Annotated in this window: 16 protein-coding genes; 4 read left to right on the top strand and 12 right to left on the bottom strand. The window is 45.4% G+C overall.

The window, feature by feature from the left end:
• Nucleotides 1-127 precede the first annotated feature (127 nt).
• From IBX48_RS04715 to IBX48_RS04700, 4 genes are read right to left on the bottom strand one after another with little or no spacing between them, the layout of a single operon-like run.
• Entirely contained in the window at nt 128-3,862 is a 3,735-nt protein-coding gene (locus IBX48_RS04715) for a DUF3971 domain-containing protein (RefSeq protein ID WP_296831295.1), read from the bottom strand.
• A 2-nt stretch (nt 3,863-3,864) separates the two neighbouring features.
• On the bottom strand, nt 3,865-5,337 hold the full coding sequence (rng, locus tag IBX48_RS04710) for a ribonuclease G (protein WP_296831293.1): 1,473 nt from the start codon (nt 5,335-5,337) through the stop codon (nt 3,865-3,867).
• Complete coding sequence (locus tag IBX48_RS04705; RefSeq protein ID WP_296831291.1) at nt 5,334-5,930, bottom strand: Maf family protein; 597 nt, start codon at nt 5,928-5,930, stop codon at nt 5,334-5,336. The genes rng and IBX48_RS04705 overlap by 4 nt, the downstream gene beginning before the upstream one ends.
• Entirely contained in the window at nt 5,923-8,742 is a 2,820-nt protein-coding gene (locus tag IBX48_RS04700) for an FAD-binding and (Fe-S)-binding domain-containing protein (RefSeq protein WP_296831289.1), read from the bottom strand. The genes IBX48_RS04705 and IBX48_RS04700 overlap by 8 nt, the downstream gene beginning before the upstream one ends.
• A 167-nt stretch (nt 8,743-8,909) precedes the next feature.
• Between IBX48_RS04700 and IBX48_RS04695 the strand changes: the two genes are divergently transcribed.
• On the top strand, nt 8,910-10,625 hold the full coding sequence (locus tag IBX48_RS04695; protein ID WP_296831288.1) for a proline--tRNA ligase: 1,716 nt from the start codon (nt 8,910-8,912) through the stop codon (nt 10,623-10,625).
• A gap of 121 nt (nt 10,626-10,746) precedes the next feature.
• Here the strand turns inward: IBX48_RS04695 and IBX48_RS04690 are convergent, their stop codons facing one another.
• From IBX48_RS04690 to IBX48_RS04655, 8 genes are all read right to left on the bottom strand, one after another.
• Entirely contained in the window at nt 10,747-11,583 is an 837-nt protein-coding gene (locus IBX48_RS04690; RefSeq protein WP_296831286.1) for a PilZ domain-containing protein, read from the bottom strand.
• Between the two features lie 61 nt (nt 11,584-11,644).
• A complete protein-coding gene (locus IBX48_RS04685) occupies nt 11,645-11,917 on the bottom strand; it encodes a hypothetical protein (RefSeq protein ID WP_296831283.1) in 273 nt (90 codons plus the stop codon).
• The gene (locus tag IBX48_RS04680; protein ID WP_296831282.1) at nt 11,917-12,411 is read right to left on the bottom strand and encodes an efflux RND transporter periplasmic adaptor subunit; all 495 of its coding nucleotides are present in this window, start codon (nt 12,409-12,411) and stop codon (nt 11,917-11,919) included. Before IBX48_RS04680 ends, IBX48_RS04685 begins: the two co-directional genes overlap by 1 nt.
• Nucleotides 12,412-12,414: 3 nt before the next feature.
• The gene (locus IBX48_RS04675; protein WP_296831280.1) at nt 12,415-13,719 is read right to left on the bottom strand and encodes a TolC family protein; all 1,305 of its coding nucleotides are present in this window, start codon (nt 13,717-13,719) and stop codon (nt 12,415-12,417) included.
• Nucleotides 13,720-13,729: 10 nt separating this feature from the next.
• Complete coding sequence (locus IBX48_RS04670; RefSeq protein WP_296831278.1) at nt 13,730-14,242, bottom strand: thioredoxin fold domain-containing protein; 513 nt, start codon at nt 14,240-14,242, stop codon at nt 13,730-13,732.
• A 71-nt stretch (nt 14,243-14,313) separates the two neighbouring features.
• Entirely contained in the window at nt 14,314-14,829 is a 516-nt protein-coding gene (locus IBX48_RS04665) for a TlpA disulfide reductase family protein (protein WP_296831276.1), read from the bottom strand.
• A gap of 56 nt (nt 14,830-14,885) precedes the next feature.
• Nucleotides 14,886-15,605 carry a DnaA regulatory inactivator Hda gene (hda, locus tag IBX48_RS04660; RefSeq protein WP_296831274.1) on the bottom strand — a complete coding sequence of 240 codons (720 nt, stop codon included), beginning with the start codon at nt 15,603-15,605 and terminating at the stop codon, nt 14,886-14,888.
• Nucleotides 15,602-16,618 carry a DUF2066 domain-containing protein gene (locus tag IBX48_RS04655; protein ID WP_296831273.1) on the bottom strand — a complete coding sequence of 339 codons (1,017 nt, stop codon included), beginning with the start codon at nt 16,616-16,618 and terminating at the stop codon, nt 15,602-15,604. Before IBX48_RS04655 ends, hda begins: the two co-directional genes overlap by 4 nt.
• Before the next feature lie 153 nt (nt 16,619-16,771).
• Between IBX48_RS04655 and purM the strand changes: the two genes are divergently transcribed.
• From purM to IBX48_RS04640, 3 genes are read left to right on the top strand one after another with little or no spacing between them, the layout of a single operon-like run.
• A complete protein-coding gene (gene purM / locus IBX48_RS04650; protein WP_296831270.1) occupies nt 16,772-17,818 on the top strand; it encodes a phosphoribosylformylglycinamidine cyclo-ligase in 1,047 nt (348 codons plus the stop codon).
• Between the two features lie 44 nt (nt 17,819-17,862).
• Nucleotides 17,863-18,516: a phosphoribosylglycinamide formyltransferase gene (purN, locus tag IBX48_RS04645; protein WP_296831268.1), complete on the top strand. Its 654-nt coding sequence runs from the start codon at nt 17,863-17,865 to the stop codon at nt 18,514-18,516.
• 2 nt (nt 18,517-18,518) lie between these two features.
• Nucleotides 18,519-19,247, top strand: a complete 729-nt coding sequence (locus IBX48_RS04640; protein ID WP_296831266.1) for a DUF3108 domain-containing protein — start codon at nt 18,519-18,521, stop codon at nt 19,245-19,247.
• Nucleotides 19,248-19,250: the final 3 nt, after the last annotated feature.

Genomic DNA, 19,250 nt, shown 5'->3' with positions numbered 1-19,250 from the left:
GGCTGCGAAGTGAGGCGTATTCTACAGACTCCCCGCTTGCTTGCAACTGTTTTTTGAAACTTTTATGACATTATTTTAACGTCACTTTTAGTTTCAATAACTTAGCTTACCTCATTCGGTCGTCTTTTTATTTAAACAACACACTGCCGCCCTTACTTTTGATTTCAGGCTGCTTCCAAGGGCCTGTAATTTTATAATTATAGGTCACGATATCTTCGTTTATGAAAGATATATTCTTGGCCAGTATGTAAGCCAGCACACCCGTAATTGGATTGGCTAGTCCTAATATTGCTGCGACGGTTGGCAAGGCGGCCCCCATTGCTGGCGTAACTTGTGCATCTAGGTTAAACAATTGTTCTTGTAGTATTATTTGACCCGTCATTGCGACTTGTGCGCCAGGCGATGATACATTAAACCGTTTAAGATCAATTTCACCGCCACCAATGCTACCGTTTGCTCTTATTCTGTCGTATTGCATGCCTTCATTCGTGACATCTTTTAAGTCTAGCTTTAAACGCCGAAGAAACGAGTCCACACTTAGCAAGCCTATTAGCCGAGCCAATCCGGGTTCGACTTGTTCGATCACGCCGTCATTAAACGCCAAATCAAAATCTCCCTCAATACTATTGAGACTGAAACATGTTAAACCTTGTGACCAAGTCAGCTTTGTTTTCAAGCTGCCCTCTTTCCCACTAAAGCCTTTTTTAAATCCAATAAATTCACTTAAACCAGCCACTCGATTACTTTGCAGTGTTAATGCCAGCTCGCTTCGATTCAATGACTTGCGCCAGTAATAGTTGGCTACACCCTCGCCAATTTGGTTTGCAAAACTGAATCGAATATCGGATAAAACTCGAACGGATGACTGATCTTCTAGGTTAAATGACAAAGAGTCGATCATTTTGTCACCCAGCTTTAATTGGTTGGCCCGCACCCGCACATTAGGCCAAAGTGTTGTTACGTCATCCGTTTGACAGGTTTTAGGTTCGACATCGGCTACCTGGTCTTGTTTGTCTGGCAACTTGATTTGGGCATGTTCAATTGAAACATCCATTCCACTGGCTTTTAAATACTCAATCCGAGCTTGTAAATATGTGGCTTGTACTTCGGCTTTAATCTGCTGAGTTGTGGCATCAGAATGCCAGCTGAAATCTAAAGCGTCGTATTCTTGATTTAAAAAACGAAGGTGCTGAGTTTTAATTCGAGATGGCCCCCAAACAATCCCAGCCAAACTTTGGTCGGTTGATTGTTGGTTTTTTAACAAAGGTTTTAACACCGCCAACATGGTTAACCAAGCATCAATGTCCATTTCATCTAACGCGGCATTGAAGTGAACCCCTTTATCAACCCGTTGAGGAGAGTCTACCGCTCCTATGTCAAACCTTGCAAATTGCAGTGTGGCGGCTTCGTTAGCCTGAAAGGCTATTTGACTGTGCATTCGCAATTGATTGGACAAACTAGATTCTAAGTTTAGCTGACCATCCAATACACGAATCTGTGTTTGCCAAGTTTGTGCATTAAGCTGTTCAGTTTTAAATGGTGATGGCCAGTGACTGGTTACCGCCGCTGGATCGGCACTAAATTTCAGCTCAACAGGTACTGGACCATCTGCTTTATAAGGCACATAAACCTGAACATCAAAAGGCAAGGAACCTTGTAACCCATAAGTATCATCCAGCTGTGATTGACCATCAATATCCAAAGCCACACGTTTGTGCTCATGATCGGTCTGAATAACCAAACGGATATTGTCGGCGCCCAACCCCTTAGCTTGAATAGCTTGCTGGGTGTTCACACCTTGCTCGTCAAATAAAAAACCACCCGTTAACTGATTAAAATTAAGGCGATCAAATAACACCAAACGAGCATCATCAAACCCGACTTTTCCAGCAAACTTAACATCCTGATCATTAAAACCTTTAACTGGCACCCAAATCTGATTCAACTCAACCAACCATTCACCGTCAATTTTAACCTGCTTATCCAAAAAAGCGCGCATACCCAACTTATCAGCTAAAGGCGAAGCCAATAAAAAGTCAATGCCATTTTGGGCTTGAGTTTTGACTTGCCCACTTACTTCAACAGCTATATTGGGCTGATTAAGATTCGCAATATTCACTCTCACATTTTCGGCCAAAGCTCCGTGGATAAAAGCCTTAGGGGTCGAAATAGTGAGATCAAACGGTGTAAATTCAAATTGTGCGTCAAAGTCATAGAGCACTGGCCAACTTGGGTTAAAAGCTAAGCGAGCGTTTTTCAAGTGCGCTAGCCCTTTGAGGTGTCCTTCGCTTGATTTAAAAGGAAAATCCGACACCTGACCTTTCATCCAGACCTCAGCCTCAACCTGATCCCCACTAATTAACGCTGTTTTCAACCAATCTTCTAACTTAGGAGGCATCAAACCGAATGGTAACCACGAGGCCTTGACCTGTTCTAATGTCGAAGCCTCTGCTTTCAAGTGAAGGTCTATAAAACCTTTAAAGTCACCATTGGCTTGTAACTTAATTGGGAAATCGTTTAGCAATAAGGTATGTTCGTTTAACCACCAGGCCTGGTGGTTGTCTTTATAATCAAGCACCAGGCCTGGTCCTAAATCCAACCGATAATTTTGCTGTTGTGTATGGTCGGTTACCAGCTCAATGGAATCGGCAAAACGAAATTGGAGTTGATGTTGATCGTGTTCAACTTCAAGGCCCTGCACACCAACACTTAGATTTGGGTTTTGCCAAGAAAAAGTGTCCACCTTTGCATTCAACGAGTCCAACCGAGCGTGCTTAAGATTAAAGCTGGCATCCACATCTCGCAATTCAAACGCCTGCAGCGAATCAACATAATCGCCCGCAATCGAATGCAAGATTGGTTTAAAAGGAATTAAAGAGGCTTGCGCTAAACGCAAACGAATGCGTTGATTTTGTTTGGTTAAGGTAACCGGAGACCAATCCGCTACCGATATTTGATCTAAACGTAAATTAGATAAAGTGGCCTGCATAAAGTCGGATTGCACGTCACTCCGATCCCAATTCAACTGGGCCGAGGCTGACCTTGGCAAATCATCACTAGCTTGTGCCCAATCTAATTTATCAAGATTTAGGTTAACCGAGACCTTATTAAGTTGGCGTTTTTGGATCACGGCCGACGCATCAAATTGAAACTCACCACTGGGTAAGCGTTGAATGCTTGGCTGAAAAGCCGGCCAAAAATGACTCACCACATCAAACGGCAAGCCTTTTGTCTGACGAAGGCTAATATCGCCTGAAGATAATAGGCCAAACAAATCTTCCGATAAACGTGCACGCACTTGAAAACTGGCCGACTTTAGTTCATCCCCATAAATCAAATCAATATCAGACAGCGCATTCCAACGCTCGGCTCGGCTCACTTGAAGCGAGCGGATTTGAAGCGCCGCATTGGGCTCAAACTCAATGCGTAAGTCTGTCACATTTGCACGCCGCCAAAACTTCGATATTTGGCTCAGAAAAGGCTCCACTTCAAAGGGCTCTGAAGTCGGTTCCAATGAAGATAACTGAACTAAACCTTGTTGAATTTCGAGTCGTTCGCCATAGGGCAAACTCGGCCAGATAGGCGATAAAAGATGATAATCAACCGCCAAACTTTGCATACTTAACTGCATGCCGGGTTGATCAACATGAAGATTGTGTACTTGTAACTTAAAACCCGTCCAAGTTTGTTCAAGTTTAAGGCGGTCAAAATCGATTTGAATACCGCTTAAACTTTGCGTTACATTCGCCACTTGATTCGGTGCAAGCTGCACCCAGGTAATTAAAGCGCGTGTAATCACAAAATATAGCGCAAATAAAAGAACCAAACCCTCAAAAAAAAGCCGGACTGACTTAAAAAACATAACTACATCATCACCACATCAAAATACTCAGGCGGGTAACTGCTTTCGGCTTGAAAACGAATAGTTTTATTTAAAAAGGCTTCTAACGAAGCCACCGCATCCGACTCTTCATCCATAATCCTGGCCACCACTGACTCCGCCGCAATTACCCGATATTTATCGGCGTTAAAGGATTTGTCCATGCGAGTAATTTCACGGAAAATTTCATAAGCGACCGTTTCTGCAGTGCGCACCACACCTCGCCCATTACACATTGGGCAAGGTTGGCATAGAATGCGTTCCAAACTTTCACGCGTGCGTTTGCGTGTCATTTCGATCAAACCTAAACGCGATATTTCACTAATCGAGGTTTTCACACGGTCTCGCGCCAAAGCCTTGCCTAACGCTTCATAAACATGGGCTCGATGTTCTTTATCGTCCATGTCGATTAAATCTAAAATGATAATACCGCCCAAATTTCGCAAGCGTAATTGACGTGCAATTGCTTGCGTCGCTTCTAAATTGGTTCGATAAATGGTTTCTTCTAAATTCTTGTGTCCAACAAACCCGCCGGTATTGACATCGATGGTTGTCATGGCCTCAGTTTGATCAATAATCAAATAACCCCCGGACTTTAACATCACCCGTTTTTCTAACGCGGCCTGAATTTCATCTTCAATGTTATAAAGGTCAAAAATCGGACGATCACCTTTGTAATGACCCAACTTATCCGTAACTTCCAACACATACATCTTGGCAAACGCCTGCATTTTTTGAAAAGTTTCGGCTGAGTCGACCCGAATTTTCTCAATACCGTCATTTGGAATGTCTCGCAAAATTCTCAAATAAAGCGGTAAATCTTCATAAATAATCTTTGGTTTTTTGGCTTGTGTCGACTTGGACACAATACCTTGCCATAAACGCTGCAAATAGGTTAAATCGGCTCGAATTTCATGAAAATTCGCGCCTTCCGCAACCGTACGGAAAATAAAGCCACCTTCGACGGCTTGCGTTTCTTGAATTTGACGAATAATTTCTTTAAGACGGTCGCGTTCTTCAGATTGATCAATTTTCTGCGACACACCCAAAGTCTTCTCCTCCGGCATATACACCAACAGGCGAGACGGCAAAGAAATTTGCATGGTTACGCGAGCGCCCTTGGTTCCAAGTGGATCTTTTACCACTTGAACCATGAGCTTTTGGCTTTCATACAATATTTTACTGATATCTTCTGGATCATTGGGTGCGCGCTTCTCAATTAAGGCCTGTGATAAATCCGACACATGTAAAAATGCCGCTCGACCTAAACCAATATCCACAAACGCCGCTTGCATACCTGGCAACACACGATCCACGCGCCCCCAGTAAATATTACCGACTAGACCACGTTTTTTGGTGCGTTCCACCCAAACCTCTTGGAGCACGCCATTTTCCAGCCAAGCTACACGTGTTTCGTTGGGCGTGATATTCACCAATACTTTTTCTTCATTACTCATCGACATGTCTCATAGTAATGAGCCTGCGTTAGCAACTGACTCAGTTCAAATAAAGGCAAACCCATTACGGCCGAATAACTGCCGTCAATACGTTCAATAAACTGGGTTCCCAACCCTTGAATGGCATAAGCGCCAGCCTTACCGACCGGCTCACCAGTTTGCCAATAATCACGCATTTCTTGTTCGCTGATTTCTCTAAAATAGACCCAGGTTTGATTTAGTCGACAAAAAACTTCACCATCATGAACTACCGCCACCGCCGATAAAACTTCATGTTTGCGCCCAGATAGTTTTCGCCACATACGCATCGCATCGGCTTGGTTTTTCGGTTTGCCCAGCACAAAGTTATCCACTTTAACCAGCGTGTCGCCCCCAACCACCCAAATATGCGCGCCCGCTAACTTATTAAAGCCATCCAGTGCTTTCTCAATCGCCATGCGCTTGACAAAAGATTCCGCATCTTCATTAGGCAAGGCCACCTCTTCCACCGGTGCATTAACCGTTTCGAAGCTTAAACCCAACTGACCCAGCAGTTCGGCGCGACGTGGCGAAGTGGAGGCCAGATATAAAGGTTTCGATAAAGAGCTAGACATCTAGTGCCTCCAATTCAGGCAACACATGATCAAATATCTGCGCCACATGCTGCGCTTTATGTTGAGTTAAGTCTGAAACTTGGGTTCGACAACTAACGCCAGTCGCCACCACCCAGTCTTGCGCTTGCGCTTGCGCCAAGGCTGGCAGTAAAGTTTGCTCGGCAATTTTGATGGATAAATCATATTGTCGATAACCAAAATCGCCGGCCATACCACAGCAACCACTTTGAATGGTTTCAACCACCAGGCCTGGTACTTGCAATAAGGCTTGTTCAACTTGCTCAGGTTTGGCCAAAGCTTTTTGATGACAATGTACATGCAACCAAAGTTTACGATTTACACTTGCCATCTTAGGTAAACGTTTTTGCGCGACCAGGTCTACAATCAGCTCTTCATATAAACGCACCTGTTTATAATCAAACGCATCGGCGGTTTTTGGTAATAAATCTTTGGCTTCATCACGCCAAGTAATGACTTCAGACGGTTCAATCCCAATAACATAATCGTCCAACTCAACCTGATTCAGCATTTGAATCAAACGAGCCAACTCTTCACTGGCTTGCGGCAATAAACCTTGACTAATTAAGGTGCGAGGCGAGGCTTTCATAAACACTGGTTTAACATCAAAACCGAGTTTAATTAAGCTGTTTAATGTTGCTTTACCTACTTCCGGCTCCTGGTATTGGCTAAATAAATCACACAGTACCCATACTTTCTGGCGCAGGTTGCCTTCGCCCATAGGGTCTAACTGCTGGCTACTTAAGTTACTCCACCAGTCTTCTAAGCTAAAAGAACCCGCGCCTGGCAAACGGCGGCGGCGATCCACGCCCAACATGCGCTTTGACAAACCAAAATTTTGCCACCATCTAAACCACTTGGGATGACGCACCCCCCAGCTCATCAATTTATGCTGGCGTTTTAAAGCCCAAGCCACCGACTTTTTAATGCCTAACTGATAACTCACTTCGGCTTTTAAACGCGACAAATCCACACTGGCTGGGCACTCAGTTTTACAGGCTTTGCAAGACAAGCAATGATCCAGCGCATCTTGCAGTTCATTGTTACTCAAGGACTCTCTCGGGTTCGGATCGGTTAAAGCGCGACGCAACAAATTGCTACGGCCCCGAGTCGAATAAGCCTCTTCACGTGTGACTTGGTAGGAAGGGCACATTAAGCCATTTGATTTACGACAAGCACCCGCCCCATTACATTTCTCGACCGCATCCATCAAACTCATGTCTGCACGCCAATCAAAGCCGGTTTCAAGTTTTTGAATGGGCTGGCGATCCGCACGTTGATTTTGATTAATCGGCGTTTCACCTAAAATCACACCCGGGTTAAATAACCCTTTTGGATCAAACGTTTGTTTAAGTGTTTGCCAAACGGTATAAACTTGCTCGCCGACTTGTTCTTTTAAATAAGGTGCTCGTATACGTCCGTCTCCGTGTTCCGCTGATAGGGCGCCGCGAAACTCTTTCACCAAACTCGAAAAACGCGCCGCTAATTTTGCAAATAATTCGCGGTCCGCTGGTTTCGCCAAATCCAACTCAGGTCGAATATGAATCAAGCCAACTGAAGCATGGCCGTAATAAACCGCATTTACATTCAATTCGGCCATCATCGCTTGCACCGCTTGATAAAAAGCCGGCAAACTGGGCACCGGTACAGCGGCATCTTCAATGACTGCGACGGCTTTTTTACGTGAACGCTTACCCATTAACAAACCCAAACCAGATTTACGTAACGACCATACTTTTGAGGCCTCCGCTGGATCAATAATCGGCGCCGCGTAAGCCCCCTTTTCCAACAACCAGGCCTGGTTCTCGGCTAAACGTTTGGTCATGGTAGCCTTGGTTTGGTAAAACAATTCAATTACCAAGACCGCTTGTGGATCACCATGGATCCAAAAACGATTGGATTGCTGCTCCAAATTGGTTTGGGTAGCATCTAGCGTGGCTTTATCAATTAATTCAATCGCGGCCAGTTTAAATCGCAACAAACCTTCCACTTGGTTCAGTGCCGCTTCAATAGAATCAAAATGCGCGCAAATTAACTGACGGAACTTGGGACGTTCTACCAAATTTAACGTAGCTGCGGTCACGGTGCATAACGTGCCTTCGCTGCCACAAATCAACGGCACCAAACTAAATGGCTTGCCTTTGGCGTTAAACGGTTGATGCTCGCGCAGCATCACATCCAACGCATAACCGGTGTTGCGTCGAATGATTGATGCATCGGGAGACTGAGCCAGAATTTCGGTTTGATGCGCTTTCAGCAATCGCAGGGTTTCGCGATAAATCTCGCCTTCCAAATCTGACTGATCCGTTTTTTGTTCTAATTGCTCAGGCGATAAATCTTCAAACACCACTTCCGACCCATCCGCCAGCACCACATCCAAGGCAATGACATGTTCGCGCGTTGTGCCATAATAAACCGAGTAAGCACCCGCGGAATTATTCCCCACCATGCCGCCTATCATGGCACGATTGGAGGTCGAGGTATCAGGTGCAAACATCAAGCCGTCGGCTTTTAAGTAGTTATTCAAGTCATCTTGAATCACACCCGGTTCAACCTTAATTTGCTTTTGTTGCGGGCGATATTCAATCACTTGATTCAAATGCTTAGACACATCAACTATCACGCCCGAGCCAATCGCCTGACCGCCCAACGATGTACCGCCTGCGCGCAAGGTGATCGGGTAATCTTGGTGAACCAAATCACGAATACAGTTAATCAATCCAATACGATCTTTCGGTGTCAGCACTCTAATCGGGGTAATTTCAAAAACAGACGCATCCGTGGTGTATAACATGTTTTTCGTGGCTCCAAACTCAAGCTGTTAATATTCGCTCTATTCTACTGTAAACCCAAGCAAACGAGGACAAAGAATCGGTTTTGAACTCGCCAAAACCCTCCCTTCGCATGTTAAAATACGCGATTAATTCTTAATATCACGCTGAATAACAAGGCATAACGCACATGAAAACATCGCAATTCCTGCTCGCCACCACTCGTGAAACGCCAGCCGACGCTGAAATCATCAGCCACCAGCTTATGATTCGTGCCGGTTTAATCCGCCGTTTAGCTGGGGGCTTGTACACTTGGCTGCCTTTAGGTTTAAGAGTATTGCGCAAGGTGGAAAACATTATTCGTCAAGAAATGGATAAAGCCGGCGCGCAGGAAGTGTTAATGCCCGTTGTTCAGCCAGCCGAACTATGGCAAGAATCAGGCCGTTGGCAAGAATATGGTGCGGAGTTGTTGCGCATTAATGATCGTCATAATCGTGAGTTTTGCTTAGGCCCAACACATGAAGAAGTCATTACCGACTTAATCCGCAAAGAAATTCGCAGTTATAAACAACTGCCGGTTAACTTTTACCAAATACAAACCAAGTTCCGTGACGAGATTCGTCCGCGTTTTGGAGTGATGCGTTCGCGTGAATTCATTATGAAAGACGCCTACTCTTTCCATATTGATCGTGCCAGTTTGGAAGCCACCTACCAAGTCATGTATGACACCTACCACCGTATTTTTGAACGCATGGGGTTAAATTTCCGTGCGGTACAAGCCGACACAGGTTCAATCGGTGGTGATGGCTCACATGAGTTCCACGTATTAGCCGACTCCGGTGAAGATGCCATCGCCTTTTCGACCGAAAGTAATTTTGCCGCCAACGTCGAATTGGCTGAAGCCGTTGCACCAAGTGGTGCTCGCCCAGCACCAGGCCTGGTGCTGGCTGAAGTCGCCACACCAAAAACCCACAGCATTGAAGACGTGTGTGCCTTATTAAAAGTTGAGGCCAAACAAACCATTAAAACCCTACTGGTTCAAGGTGCCGACCAAGCCAGTCCAGTGGTTGCACTGGTATTACGTGGTGATCATGAAGTTAACGATATTAAAGTTGAAAAGCTAGCCCAAGTTGCCAGCCCAATGACTTTTGCCAATGCGGAACAAATTCAACAAGCCGCGGGCTGCGATGCGGGTTCAATTGGCCCGGTCGGTTTAACGATTCCGGTGATCGTTGATCGCTCTGCAGCGCATTTAAGCGATTTTGTATGCGGCGCCAATAAAACCGGCTATCACCTAACTGGCGTAAACTGGGAACGTGATGTTCAACCAGGCCTGGTAGCCGACATTCGTAATGTGGTGGAGGGTGACCCTAGTCCTGACGGCCATGGCTTTATTCAAATTCGCCGTGGCATCGAAGTCGGCCATATTTTCCAGCTTGGTGATAAATACTCAAGCGCATTAAACGCGAATGTATTAAACGAAAACAGTCGCGCCCAAACCCTAGAAATGGGCTGTTATGGCATTGGCGTAACCCGCCTAGTTGCGGCTGCCATTGAGCAAAACCATGACGATAAAGGTGTTATTTGGCCGGAATCATTGGCCCCGTTCCAGGTTTGCATCGTGCCGATGCAAATGCACAAATCACCACGCGTTAAAGAAGTAGTTGAACAGCTTTATCAGGACTTAAGCGCTAAAGGCATTGACGTGTTATTTGACGACCGCAACGAACGCCCAGGTGTGATGTTTAATGACATGGAACTTATTGGCATTCCGCATCGTATTGTGGTGGGTGAACGCGGTTTGGATGACGGCATGATTGAATACAAAAACCGTCGTGATGAATCTAGCCAGAATATTCCACAGGCTGATTTTATGGCATTTTTAATCGATAAGTTAGTAGGATAATCCGCAACAAGAAATAAATTACCTAAGCTCAGCGCTTAAATGACTGAGCTTAGGTTTTTTAAAGTTTAGGTTTGTAGCTTCTAACATAGCCAGTTCTTGGCTTTAAAACTCGATCATCATACTAGAATGGCTCCTTCTCCAGCGTCAATTGATCGGTGGCTCGCTGCAAGGCTTCGCCCGCTTCCAAACCTTGATGCATCAAATCATACGCCAACAATAAACGTTCATCTAAAAAGCGCGTTTCAAAATCGCGCAACAAGGTTTGCCATGACAAGCGATCCGCTTCCGTCTGTGGCGTGTGAACCAACATTTTGGCCAATAAACTGAGTGCCAACACCTGCTCATTACGCGACTCTTGCGACAGGTGAAAACGCTTAAAACCGGCAATTAACGACAAAACCTGTTGTTGCTGATCTTGTTCCACCTCACTAAGCAAATCCTCTAAGCCATTGTGAAGCGTTTCCCAGCTGGTTTCATCCGACTGCACGCCACCGGTCAACTCCTCTACTGCCAAATTAAGCGCAAAACTGGCTTGCTGATAATCGGCCGGCTGAAAAGACAGACTTGAACCAGTTTGATTAAAATCAAACTCACGCAATTCAGAATCAGACATGGACTGGCTAGCGGCCGCTTCGTTTAGCATAACCAAACGATGATGCGCCAATAATTGATCACTGGTGACTTGAGCAATATGGCAACCGCATAAAATCAGCCCATCTCGTTCTTGCAAATGTACCACTTCAACACTATCCAACGCATACATTTCAGCGGTATCTTCGGCTTTAACACGTAACGTTAGAATCTGCCCCGGCATAAACAAATCTGGGTCATTTACCCAAAAACTTAAACCCGTTAAATTGACATCCCAACCCTCAAAAGCCAGTTCAAAGTGTTCATCCTGATAATCGGTAACTAAAAACTGACGAGAAAATCGAGAGGACTGTCGCTGTTCTGACATAGGGTGCCTTTATAGGTTGGGTTGTTTGGAAATTTAATTCAAAAAAATTATTTCGCCCATTCTAGTCTTTTTGACGTGAAAATCCCAGCGCGTCACATTCAGACTGTGGAATCCAACCAATACAGCTGCGTACTTTCATGGACTGCACATTACGCACAATTGGCATGATAGTAATTATGCCCCATAAAATTTGATACCAACTCCAACCAATGACCGAAGGCTGACGTGCCCACCATTGATTATTAACCCCAAAATGACGGGTTTTAAACGTCAGGTGAATTGCTAAACGCCAATACTTTACGCCATATTGCCATTGCGTTTTTAACGTCGACATTATTTAACCTCTAAACTAAATAAAGCATCATTTTCTTTAAATACGGTTGAACCTTGCGTTACAACCATTTTGACTGCGCCCGCTACTGGTGCTTTAACCTCATAATAATCCAACCAGGCCTGGTGCATTTCCAGTTCGGCTTGTGCTTTGGCCAACGCGTTTTGCGCCAGCTCAAAATCCGTTTTAGCGCGCTCGTATGGGCGACGTGCAATTACCGTACGATCATATAAATCTTGGGTTTGGTCAAACTCTATTTTCATGTCGGCCAAAGCGGTTTCTCGATAAGCCACTTCGGCTTGCAAAGCTTTTAACTTTGCCTGGTAACGCCGATCATCAATTTTTAAAACCAGATCCCCAGCTTTAACCTGTTGACCTGTTTTCACCATAACCTGAGTTACTTGACCCGTTACCAATGCGCCCACTTTTACTTCGGCAGCCTGACTGCTCAAGGCGATTAGTGAACTGGCCAGCACCAATATAATAGGTTTAATCATGTGTTACTCCAAGGGCATGTTTGTTTGCTGAGAGATCTTGGCCTCGGACAAATCATCCTGCCCGGTTAAAGCCTGCATCTTGGCCCATAATAAGGCGCGCTTTAAATCAAATGCCAAAGCATCGTAATGTGCTTGCGAAATTCTAACCATCGCATCACCTAAATCCGCCTGCAATTCATTTTCATAAATTGCGCGTTTGTAATCTAAGTTGAAATCCGCAAAGGTTTGACCGGCTTGCACCGCTTGTTTTTCAACATCCAATAAACTTAACTCGAAGTATAAATTGGTGACTTGCTCACGAATTTGTTGCTGAGCTTGATATAAATTCGCTTGAATCTGTTGGCGCTGCGCCCGCTCACGATCCACTCTCGATTTGGTTAGCCCACCATCATACAAAGGCACATTGATCGAAACTTCAGCATGATAATGACCTTCGCGCACATCAGGATAACTCGACAACTGTCCAATCCAAGCATCCGCACGAATTTCCGGGCGTTTACCGGCACGCGCGCCCTCAACCCTATAACCACTGGCTTCGAAAGCTTGTTTCATCGCCAAAACCTGCGGGTTATGATCCAACGCCAGCGCTAAATAATCTTCAACTTTCAACAGTTTTTCGGGCAGATTTGACCAATCCGGTAAACTGACTCGCGAAATAACCGCATCGGAACGCCCCATCGCATTAGCCAACAACATCCGAGATCGACGCAAGTTGGCCTGGGCTTGTTGGCGTTTCACAAAGGCTTTTTGGTACGACTCTTCAGAGGCATACAAATTGGCATCTGACTCACGTCCGATTTCATGGTTTTCTTGCACCTTGTCTAAGGTGACATAGGCAATCGCCATCGCCTCATTCTCAACGCGGTAATGTATATCGGCCAACAAAACATTAAAATAAGCTTGCATTAAATCCAGCCGAAATTGTTTTTCGATGGCTTGCAGCTGATATTGACGGGCTTTCGTGTCCCACAACCAGGCCTGGTCTTGATTGGCGGTACGACCAAAGTCATACAGGGGTAAACCCATATGCAACGCGGCCATATTATAATCTTGACCCTCCCCCATAAACTCGCGTTTACCCAATCGAGCTTGCAAATCAAACTGCACACGATCTTGGGCATTAAGTTCGGCTCGATGGCCCTGAGCTTGGAGCAACCGAGCTTGCTGGCGCATCACTTCCGGGCTCATCGAGGTGGGCAAATCAAGCACATAATCCAACGTTAACGGCGTCGGTAAAGGTTCCTGTTCGGCATAACTGCTACTCCACGCACAGATAAATAACAGGCCTAAAAAGTTAAGTCGCTTCATAGTCAATCCGCTATTGTTGCGTTTGTGCACGTTTGTAACGCGTAAATGGCATGTTTTTATATTCGCCACTCACCGCAAATTCACCCCACATCAAAAATTCTTCTTTGGTGGTGGCCGGCCCGGTATAGCGCGCTATAACTTGGCCATCGTTATCAAACATAATCATCACAGGGGTGGCACGTACACGATACTTTTTTACAGCCATCTCTTGACCGGTGGCATACTCGGTGCCGTCAAAATCCACCACCGGGCTCGAGCCTTCTATATCAAAGCGATAGGCTTTAAAGTGCTGGTTAAAATACTCAACCACGTCCGGCTCGATCAAAATCGTTTCTTTCATTCGATGACAAAAGGGGCAATCATCCATTTCGAAAAACACAAACACGCCGAGTTTACCTTCATCTCGCGCGTACTTTGCCTCTTCCTCAAAGTTACCAAAACTTTGATCAAAAAACTCGGCTGCCCAGCTGGGCGCAGACAAGCCCACCAACAAAAAGGCAAAGCCTAGTGCGAAATGTTTCATACCTCTCTCCTTGAGATGTATCCAATTTCATTATCATACCGGAAACGTTTTCAAGGCTTCAACCCCGTGTTTTATTGCGGATTTTTAGCCTCATATTCTTTTATAAACGATTCTAGAAGTTCTTGATCAACTAGCCCAGCGCGCCCAGCCACTATATGCCCACTCGGTGCCACCATGTAAGTGCTGGGTAAGCCACGTAACGGGCCAAATGGCGTTTTATTGGCGTTTAAATCGATATCTTTAAAACGCACAATCGGGAACGTAATCATCAGCTCTTCGGTAAAGTTATTGATCTTCTCAACCGCAATATTCTCATAATTCACCCCCAGAACAATCGCACCGTCATCTTTATATTTTTCGTGAAAAAACGTTAGATCGGGCATTTCTTTGATGCAAGGTGGACACCAGGTCGCCCAAATATTCACAATTACCCACTGACCTCTAAAGTCAGACAAATTGACGTTTTTACCTTCTAAATCTACAAACTCGATATCTTGGGGTTCGGCTTGAGCCAAGGTCGTCATTAAACTCAACGCTATCATAAATAAAAAACCCATAAACCCAGTGCTGTTTTTACGACATTCCATAATTCTTCCCTTATTAATTTTGTTAATTTTTATTAATTACATCTCTATTGGCCAGTTTATCTGGCCAATACATCCTTTACAAATGGCAAAGTCAAACGCCGTTTTTCAGCCAGCGTCGCTTGCTCCAGCAGACCCAGCACAACTAATAGTTCCTGTAAATCGTGCGAAAAACGTTTCAGCAGAAAGTTGCCCACTTCGATCGGCAATTCAAACCCTTTATATAACGCATGGCGTTGCAAAGCTAACACTAATTCTCTTGAACCCTGAAGGGCCGATAAATGCACGGGCATAATGGATACCAGCTCGCGTCGTAACTCATCTGTCACCACCGGCCAATGAATCAAATCGGCTGAACCAGTTAACAACACTCGATGACCTAAAACACGTGACTTAGCTAAAAAATTAGCTAAGGAACGTTCCCAGTCGGCTTGCCCGATGATCTGATCGACATCATCCAAACACACCAAATCGGTAATTTCTAAACCATTCAATACATCTGGAATCAAAGGCAACGCCGCATTAGACAAAGGAAAGTACACACTTTGGCGTTGTTTTTGGGTGTAAAACCGACAGGCCGCTTGCAGCAAATGGGTTTTGCCTGCTCCGCTTTCGCCAAAAAAATAATAGCAACCGGCATAACGCGAATTATCGTGTTGTTGCAAATGACTTAACACCAAGGCAATCGATTCCTGCTCGGCCACAAAGGTTTCAAAGCTGGCATCATCGCGTAAATTAATTTTAAGCGGTAATTGAACAGACATGGTTTTGTGACTCATGGTTCAAACCGTCCTTTCAACTCGCTGCCAAAAATAGAATCTTCAATTAAGCGCAAGTTCGGCACCTCCTCCATCAGTTTGACCACATTTGAATAACGACCTTGATAAAACACGTCAAACCGCACCTGGTCTCCAGTGACTTCAACCAACGTCACGTCATTTAAGGTTGGGCGCAACTGCTTCAAAAACCGTTCCATCTGAATCAAAGCATCATAGGATGGCACGTTCTCCACCGTCAAACCCATCAGACCATAGCTGTCCGCGCCTTCACGGTATGGGCGTGAATAAAGCTCGAGCAGGCTATCAAATGCGCCCTGCAATAAACTTAAAAAACCCTCACCGGTTTCATCCGACTGCAATATCCGCTCACCAGTTTCACGCTCGTACAATGACCAAACCAGGCTTGAAACCTCGCCAATCACATCCGCCTTAAACACCAACACATAATCTGCACCCGCCGAGTCTGCCATCTCACGCAGATCCTCATTAATCTGGGGTCGAGACACCAAACGCTGCGGATTAATGCCTTTAAACTCGGCTTCTTTTTCAGGCAGTCGCATAAATAAGGCCAATAGATTGGCATAATCGCGATAATCTAAATCAACCCGATACTGCAAACTTTCATCACTCAGGTTCACTTTTAAACCTTGCTGCTCCCACTGCCCAATCAATAAGGTTTTAGGACGTTCGCTTAATGGCCAAATTTGAATGCCATCACGCTGAAAATCACTCAACAACCGATTCTGATCAAACCTCACGACGATCTTCTGGCCGACCACCACGCCGTCTACTTCGCGGTTTTCAACCCGGTAACTTTGTACCCAGCGACGCGCATTTTGAATATAAGCTTCGGCTTCGGGATGGCTTAATGCGGCCTCGCCGCCCACCACACGAACCAACAAATCACGCATCGACGACGTAAGTAGATCATTTAACTGGTTCGTGTGGTATTTTTCGACCGGTTTCTCAATCACAAACAGATTCAAGTCTGACTGCGCTTGAACGCTTTGCACGGCAAAAAAAATGCTCATTATTATTGGAATTAGAAAAGTTCTCATACCCGCCTCGGTTATTTTTAGTTACAATATCATAATATTTTTTAAACCCTGGGGCTCGGTTGTTTTCAATTGAGCTCTTATTCAATCTAAGAACTGATCCGAATCCCTATGACAACTAAACCTTCCTTAAGCTACAAAGACGCTGGTGTTGATATCGATGCTGGCGACGCGCTCGTTGATGCCATCAAGCCCATTGCCAAAGCCACTCGCCGCCCAGAGGTTATGGCCTCACTAGGTGGATTTGGTGCCCTGTTTGAACTGCCTATCAACAAATACAAAAACCCGGTCTTAGTATCCGGCACGGATGGTGTAGGTACTAAATTACGTTTAGCGATTGATAGTGGCAAACACGATCAAGTCGGTATCGACCTAGTCGCAATGTGCGTTAACGACTTGATTGTACAGGGTGCGGAGCCATTATTTTTTCTAGACTACTACGCGACCGGTAAACTGGATTTATATGTCGCCAAAGATGTGATCAAAGGCATTGGCGAAGGCTGCCAACAAGCGGGTTGCTCATTGATCGGCGGCGAAACCGCTGAAATGCCGGGCATGTATCCAGTAGGCGATTATGACCTAGCCGGTTTTTGTGTTGGCATCGTTGAAAAAGCGGATTTAATTGATGGTTCTGCGGTAAAAAGCGGCGACGTGTTGATTGGTTTAGCCTCATCCGGCCCACACTCAAATGGTTATTCGCTGATTCGAAAAATCATTGATGTCAGTGGTCAAAACCTAAATACCGACCTGAATGGTCAACCCTTAATTGACGCGTTAATGGCACCCACCCGCATTTATGTCAAACCGATACTCGAACTCATGAAACACATCAAAGTGCATGCTTTGTCACACATTACCGGTGGTGGTTTAGTTGAAAATATTCCACGCGTAATGCCTGAATATACCTGCGCCCAGATTCGTACCAAGTCCTGGCAAAGACCGGCGGTATTTGACTGGTTACAAGAAGCCGGCAATGTCGAATATGTCGAAATGCACCGCACATTCAACTGCGGCATTGGCATGGTGATTGCCGTGGATTCAAACGACCAAGCCAACGCCTTGGAATTGCTCACCCAGCTTGGCGAAACCGCCCGTGTGATTGGTGAAATCGTATCCAGTGATCAAGCTGAACCCTATGTTCAGTTAATCGCCGATTAATTGTGATTCAACGCCGAGCTCTAAACTCGGCGCTAAGGTTAAACATGCAACAAAGTCCGCTTCGCGTTGTGGTTTTAATATCAGGTAACGGCTCCAATCTGCAGGCCCTGATTGACCGCCAAAATCAAGCCGGTTGCGCTTATCAAATCGTCAAAGTCATTTCAAATAAAGCAGATGCATTTGGGCTAGAACGTGCCAAACAATATCAGATTGAAACCGATACCATTCCCCACCAAAGCTTTGATGGCCGCGAAAATTTTGAGCGGGCGTTAATTAAATCAATTGATCAAGCCCAACCAGGCCTGGTGGTATTGGCGGGTTTTATGCGGATTCTAACCCCGCTTTTTACTCAACATTATGTTGGGCGTATGCTCAACATACACCCTTCTTTACTGCCTAAATATCCTGGTTTACAAACCCACCAACGTGCGCTGGAAGCCGGCGATAAACAACACGGTTTAAGTATTCATTTTGTAACTGACGAACTCGATGGCGGGCCGGTGATTTTGCAAGCCCACACGGATATTCAAGCCAATGATTCGGTGGAAACTTTAAAAGCCCGAGTACATCAATTAGAACACCAAGCTTATCCACTGGCGGTCAATCTATTTGCCCAGGGCAAATTAAGTTACCAAGACCACCAGGCCTGGTGGTCAGGCCTAGTTTTAACTGCCCCGCTACAAATCGAGGCCTTGTAGGGATGTCCATCCTCTTGCGAAACTTGACTCGCTTAACCTTGATAAGCTTAGTGTTTAGCAGCCAAGCGCTAGCTCATCCCAGTCAAAACTTTGATGCCGAGTTTGCGGTACGTTTAATGGGGTTTAATGTCGGCACGGTTGAGCAAAAAATGCGTTGCCAAGCCGATACTTGCACCCTAACTAGCGAAGCCGAGCCGCCTCGCTGGGCTAGGCGTTTCATTAACGAATCCACCTTTGAAACCAGCCAAATTTTGACTGAAAACAACCAGTTCCGCTGGCTCAGTTATCACAAAGATTTAACCCGCCGTCATTCCAAACAAACCATACAAATCGAAACCGATCTGATCGCGGACTTGGAAAACGACCGCATTCACTTTCCACAAAAAGATCGCAGCTGGCCTGCCTCGCCTTATGCCTATGACACTATGACGATTGCTTACGCCTTACAGTTTTACGCCTTAAACGGCGACCCTACACCGCCGCTTGTACTGCAAGAAGAAAAGCAACAAACTCATGTGAAGTTTAACGTCGCCAACCAGGCCACTCGAACCCACCTAAATTACAAAAGCAACCTTAAGGCGCGTTATTATGAGTGGACAACCGATACCCAAGAAATTAAGGTCTGGCTGATTGACGAGTTAAACTTTTTCCCCGGCCGTATTGAAGTCAACAATACGCAAGTCAAGCGACGTGTAGTATTATCGCTTGACGCGCCACCCCATTTTCAATAGAAC

This window comes from Thiomicrospira sp. (assembly GCF_014859555.1).
Classification (GTDB): Bacteria; Pseudomonadota; Gammaproteobacteria; order Thiomicrospirales; family Thiomicrospiraceae; genus Thiomicrospira.
The sequence above is the reverse complement of the archived record's forward strand: the minus strand, read 5'-3'. Positions and strand labels throughout refer to the sequence as shown.